General features: G+C 50.3%; 4 protein-coding genes. All 4 read left to right on the forward strand.

The window, feature by feature from the left end; translation table 11 throughout:
- A partial coding sequence (locus B2899_RS00550; protein ID WP_349679032.1) for an NADH-quinone oxidoreductase subunit K occupies positions 1-94 on the forward strand: 94 nt, incomplete at its 5' end.
- Positions 95-118: 24 nt separating this feature from the next.
- Positions 119-2,026, forward strand: a complete 1,908-nt coding sequence (gene nuoL / locus B2899_RS00555; protein ID WP_371863548.1) for an NADH-quinone oxidoreductase subunit L — start codon at positions 119-121, stop codon at positions 2,024-2,026.
- The gene (locus tag B2899_RS00560) at positions 1,999-3,519 is read left to right on the forward strand and encodes a complex I subunit 4 family protein (protein WP_286883241.1); all 1,521 of its coding nucleotides are present in this window, start codon (positions 1,999-2,001) and stop codon (positions 3,517-3,519) included. The genes nuoL and B2899_RS00560 overlap by 28 nt, the downstream gene beginning before the upstream one ends.
- A gap of 6 nt (positions 3,520-3,525) precedes the next feature.
- Positions 3,526-5,067 carry an NADH-quinone oxidoreductase subunit NuoN gene (gene nuoN / locus B2899_RS00565; protein ID WP_146809700.1) on the forward strand — a complete coding sequence of 514 codons (1,542 nt, stop codon included), beginning with the start codon at positions 3,526-3,528 and terminating at the stop codon, positions 5,065-5,067.
- Positions 5,068-5,391: the final 324 nt, after the last annotated feature.

The following is a 5,391-nucleotide window of genomic DNA, read 5'->3' on the forward strand; positions in this document are numbered from 1 at the left end:
AGCCGAAGCAGCCGTAGGGCTGGCCATCCTCATTTCTCTGTACCGCAACCGCAATACTGTACAGGTGGATGAGATGGACTTAATGAAGCGATAGAGAAAAGGATTGGTGAATATGGAAATGATTGCGAATGCCTGGCTTGTGCCGCTCTTTCCGCTTTTAGCTTTCGTGCTGCTTGTAGCCTTTGGACGCCAACTGAAAGAGGCCGCGGCGTACGTTGGTATTCTCGCCACCGGCGCTTCGTTCGTGGTGGCGCTCCTGATTTTCTTTGAGCGGTTTGCCGAGGATGCGAAAGATTATATCTACAATGACTTTCACTGGCTGACTTTTGCCGGCAAGGAGATTACGATGGGCTTTGAAGTCAACCAGTTGAATGCCATGATGCTTGTGATTGTTACACTGGTCAGTATGCTGGTTCATATCTATTCCCGCGGCTATATGCACGGTGACGAACGTTTTCCGGTATTCTATCAATATCTCGCCCTGTTTACGTTCTCGATGCTGGGCGTTGTGCTTTCACCTAACATTCTACAGCTGTACATATTCTGGGAACTTGTAGGTGTTTGCTCCTTCTTGCTTGTAGGTTTCTACTTCTATAAGCCGGAAGCAAAAGCGGCGGCCAAAAAAGCCTTTATCGTTACCCGTATTGGTGACGTCGGCCTGTTTATCGGACTCGCCCTCATCTTCTGGTGGGTTGGAAGCTTTAACTACAACGATATCTTTAACAAAATCGAAGCGGGTGCTGTAGAAGAGTGGAAACTTACGCTTATCGGTATCTTGATTTTTGTCGGTGCCGTAGGTAAGTCCGGTCAATTTCCGCTTCATACATGGTTACCGGATGCTATGGAAGGTCCGACGCCTGTCAGTGCATTGATTCACGCCGCTACGATGGTTGCGGCGGGTGTGTACCTGGTAGCCCGGATGTACGATCTGTATCTCGCATCTCCGGTGGCGGCAGAAACGGTCGCCTATATAGGTGGTTTTACCGCAATTTTCGCCGCTTCAATCGGTTTGACGCAAAGAGATATCAAACGTGTTCTCGCCTATTCAACCGTAAGCCAGCTGGGCTACATGATGCTGGCGCTGGGTGCGGCAAGCGCTGCGGGGTACGTAGCGGGAACATTCCACCTGATGACGCACGCTTTCTTTAAAGCTCTATTATTCCTTGCGGCGGGCAGCGTTATACATGCCGTGCATACGCAGGATATTTTTGAGATGGGCGGCCTGTGGAAGAAGATGCGCATTACCGGGCTCGTATTCTTAATTGGGTGTTTGGCGATTGCAGGGATACCGCCGTTCGCGGGCTTCTGGTCGAAAGAAGAAATTCTTGTTGCGACGCTTTCATCCGGGCATATTGATTTGTTTGTGGTTGCGCTGATTGCCGCTTCCTTTACGGCGTTCTATATGTTCCGCCTGTTCTTCCTCACGTTTAGCGGACAGGCGCGCGGAGGTGCAGAGGCGCACGAATCGCCTGGTGTGATGACAGTGCCGATGCTTGTACTTGCTGTGCTGGCGGTTGTAGCCGGGTTCATTAATACGCCGTGGAAGCCGGTGCTTGGCGAATGGCTCACGGATGGTTTTACTATGTTCCATGCAGGCGGGCATAGCGCAGAGCATGCGGCTCCCGTCTGGGTAACGCTTCTTGCGGTAGGCGTATCGCTTGTGGGTATCTGGCTTGCCTGGTCGATGTACGGCAAGGGTACGATTCCGCAGGGAGAGGGCGGTCCGCTGTATCGCCTGTCATTCCATAAATATTATGTAGATGAAATTTACGATGCTGTATTTGTCAAACCGCTACGTGCAATTGGCAAAGGCATGTATGCATTTGATGTGTGGGTAGTGGATGGCTTGGTGCGTCTTGTCGTCGCGTTTACGAAGGGTGTCGGAAGTACAGGCGCACGGATGCAGAACGGGCAAGTACAAACATATGGCGCGATTGCCTTTATTGGCTTGGTGCTCTTGATTGCCGGTTTAACAATTGCAGGGGGGTACGCGGAGCAATGGCGAACTATTTTCTTACAATCCTAACGTTTTCACCGCTTTTGGGTGTGCTGCTGCTCGCTTTCGTTCCCAGAAGCCTGCCCGGTACAATTAAGGCGCTGGGCATCCTGACAACGCTTGTGCCGCTTGTGCTGGCAGTGATGCTGTATATCAATTTCAATTCGGCTGCGGAGGGTCTGCAGCTTGTACAGCAGTGGAACTGGATTAACATCCCGGTTGGTGAGCAGGCGATTCCGATTAAGTTTGAGGTTGGAGTAGACGGGCTGTCCATGCCGCTGCTTGTGCTCACAACCGTAATTGCGACGATGGCCTCAGTAGCGGCGCTGACGGTAAACAAGCGCTGGAAAGAATTTTACATTTTGTTTTTAATTGTAGAAATGGGCATGCTTGGTGTTTTCACCGCAGCAAATCTGTTCCAGTTCTTCATTTTCTTCGAGTTTACGATTATTCCGCTGTTCTTCATGATGGGGATCTGGGGTTACACGGAACGCGAACAGGCGTCGGTGAAATTCTTCCTGTATAATGGCGTCGGATCTGCGATTATGCTGATTGTGTTTGTGGCACTGTTTGTTTTGGTGGGTACGCTGAATATCGAGGAAATTAAGCAGGTGCTTACAAGTCCGATGTCACCGCGCAATGTGCCGGATATGCCGGGCTTTATTCCGGGAAGCATTCGTCTGGGTCTGTTCCTTGCGCTGCTTGTGGCGTTTGCGATTAAAATTCCGATTGTTCCTTTCCATACGTGGATGCTGAAGGCATATCAGGAAGCGCATCCGGCTGTCATTATGATTTCATCCGGCGTCTTGATTAAAATCGGGGGCTATGCGTTGATTCGTATGAATGCGGCCTTTTTCCCGGAGTGGATGAATCAACTCTCGACGCTCATTGCCGTGCTTGGCGTTATTAACATTCTGTATGGCGCAGTGCTTGCATTGGTGCAGGATGAGCTGAAGCAAATGCTCGCATATTCCAGCGTCAGCCATATGGGAATTGTGCTGCTTGGTCTGGCGGCAATGAATGCCCAGGGATTCCAGGGCGCAATCTTTCAAATGGTATCGCACGGTCTGATTGCGGCGTTGATGTTCTACATGGTATCACTTATTCATGAGCGCGTTGGAACGAGCAACATTCGTGAGCTTGGCGGTCTTGCCAAGTCGATGCCGGTCATTTCCGGCATTTTGTTAACGGCGATGATGGCGTCGGCGGGACTTCCGGGGATGTCCGGATTTATCAGCGAGTTCTTGTCGTTTGTCGGCCTGTTCGGTACAAAGCCGATCATTGCCGCTGTCGGTGCACTCGGCATTATCCTGACGGCCGTCTATTTGCTGCGCGCGACGCTTGGCACAACGTTCGGACCGATTCGTGAGAAGCATGAGTCGCTGTCTGACGCGCAGGCGATTGAAGTCGTGCCGATGGTTGTGCTGCTGAGCCTTGTCATCTTAATCGGTGTATACCCTGCCGTATTAAGTGAACCGCTGCAGACAACGCTGCAAAATATCGTGCCAAGGATAGGAGGGTAAAAGCCGATGAATGGTGCTAGTACATGGGGAAACCTGGCGCAATACGATTGGTCAGTAATGGTCCCCGAATTTACCATACTAGGTGTTGCTACACTCCTCTCGCTGCTCGATTTAGTAATGGGTAGGAAGTCCGATCGGCGCATTCTCGCCTGGATTGGTCTTATCGGAATTATTGTTGCGGGATACTTTGTAGTCCAGAACACCGGTCAAAACGTAGTTTCCATTCTTAATGACATGTATCGCCTGGACGGCTTCGCCAACGGTTTTAAGCTGATTTTCCTAAGCGGTGTGGCGCTGGTATTTCTTATTTCTATCAACTACGTGGATGAAAGCCGAAACGTTAAATATTCAGGTGAATATTATTATTTGATTCTTACCGCGCTGCTCGGCGCGATGTTCATGGCGTCTTCGTCCGACTTGATTACGCTGTATGTCGGAATGGAGGTGCTGTCGATTTCTTCGTATATCCTGGTCGGTACGAGAAAGAACCACATTCAATCCAATGAATCGGCGTTTAAGTACGTAGTCTCGGGCGGGATTGCTTCCGCAGTGACGCTGTACGGGATGTCGTTCATCTATGGACTGACCGGATCGACGAACCTGTATGTGATTGCAGAAAGACTGTCGAGCGTATTCCATGGCGGATTCGATTTCCTGGTGTTTCTGTCGTTTTTCCTAATGATTGTCGGTCTTGCATTCAAAATCTCCGCAGTGCCGTATCACATGTGGGCACCGGATGTATACCAGGGAGCGCCGACACCGATTACTGCATTTCTTTCGGTCGTATCGAAGGCGGCGGGATTCGCAATTGTGCTGCGTGTCTTCCTGGTCATTTTCGGTAACCTGGTGAACTTCGACATGAAGACAGGGCAGCAAACCTCTGTGCTTGTGGATACGCTGGGATTATACATTGCGATTATTGCGGGTGCGTCGATGATTATCGGCAACACGCTTGCGGTGCGCCAAGTTAACATGAAACGTATGATGGCGTATTCCGGTATCGCACAGGCGGGCTACCTGCTTGTTCCGTTCGCGACGCTGACAGTGCTGATGTTTGAACAGACAATCTTTTATCTGGTGGCGTATCTGTTGGCCAATATGGGTATTTTCGCGATTATCATGATCGTCAACCGTGATCAACAGACAGAGGATATAAAGTCATTTGCCGGATTGTATCACCGTGCGCCATGGATTGCGATAGCGATGACATTCTTCCTGCTATCGCTTGCCGGAATTCCGATTAGCGCCGGATTCTTCGGCAAGTTCTATATCTTCATGAGCACGATTGTGCACAGCAGTTACTGGTTGGCGGGCATTATGCTGGCAACAAGCGTTGTCTCGTATTACTACTATTTCGGCGTAATCCGTCAGATGTACATGCGCCCGGGCAAGACGGAGACACCGTTGAAGGTGCCGGGTACAATCGCGCTGGTTGTGCTGATTGCATTTATCGGTACCGTCGTAATCGGTGTTATGCCTGAGCCTGTTATGCAGTACATTCATACCAATTTCCCGCTTCAGCAGATGTTCCAGGCCGGCGGGCAGTAAGCAATAAGAATAGAATACGCGTGAAGAAAATGTTCCCCAATGCTGATTGTGATACAATAAGCGGGGAACATTTTTTACGGTATAGGAAAGTATATTTCGCTTTATAGTGATAAAGCAAAATATACTTTCCCTCCATTCGTAAGCGAGGAAAAACGCGCGAGGCGTATGCCAACCGTTGCTTTTTCCGTGTGGAGCGTGTGGACCTTAAGGGAGGAAAAGACCGGCAATTGTCTCCCTCATCGAGGTACCCGGATGTTTTGCCGGTCCGACCGAAGGGCCACAAAGCGGCCGCTTGTCTTCTGTGTGGAAAAAGGACGAGCGGCA

This window comes from Aneurinibacillus sp. UBA3580 (assembly GCF_002375825.1).
Lineage (GTDB): Bacteria > Bacillota > Bacilli > Aneurinibacillales > Aneurinibacillaceae > Aneurinibacillus > Aneurinibacillus danicus.

Coding starts and splice junctions, on each gene's coding strand:
- nuoL (WP_371863548.1), top strand. CDS start 119: ATGATTGCGAATGCCTGGCTTGTGCCGCTCTTTCCGCTTTTAGCTTTC.
- B2899_RS00560 (WP_286883241.1), top strand. CDS start 1,999: ATGGCGAACTATTTTCTTACAATCCTAACGTTTTCACCGCTTTTGGGT.
- nuoN (WP_146809700.1), top strand. CDS start 3,526: ATGAATGGTGCTAGTACATGGGGAAACCTGGCGCAATACGATTGGTCA.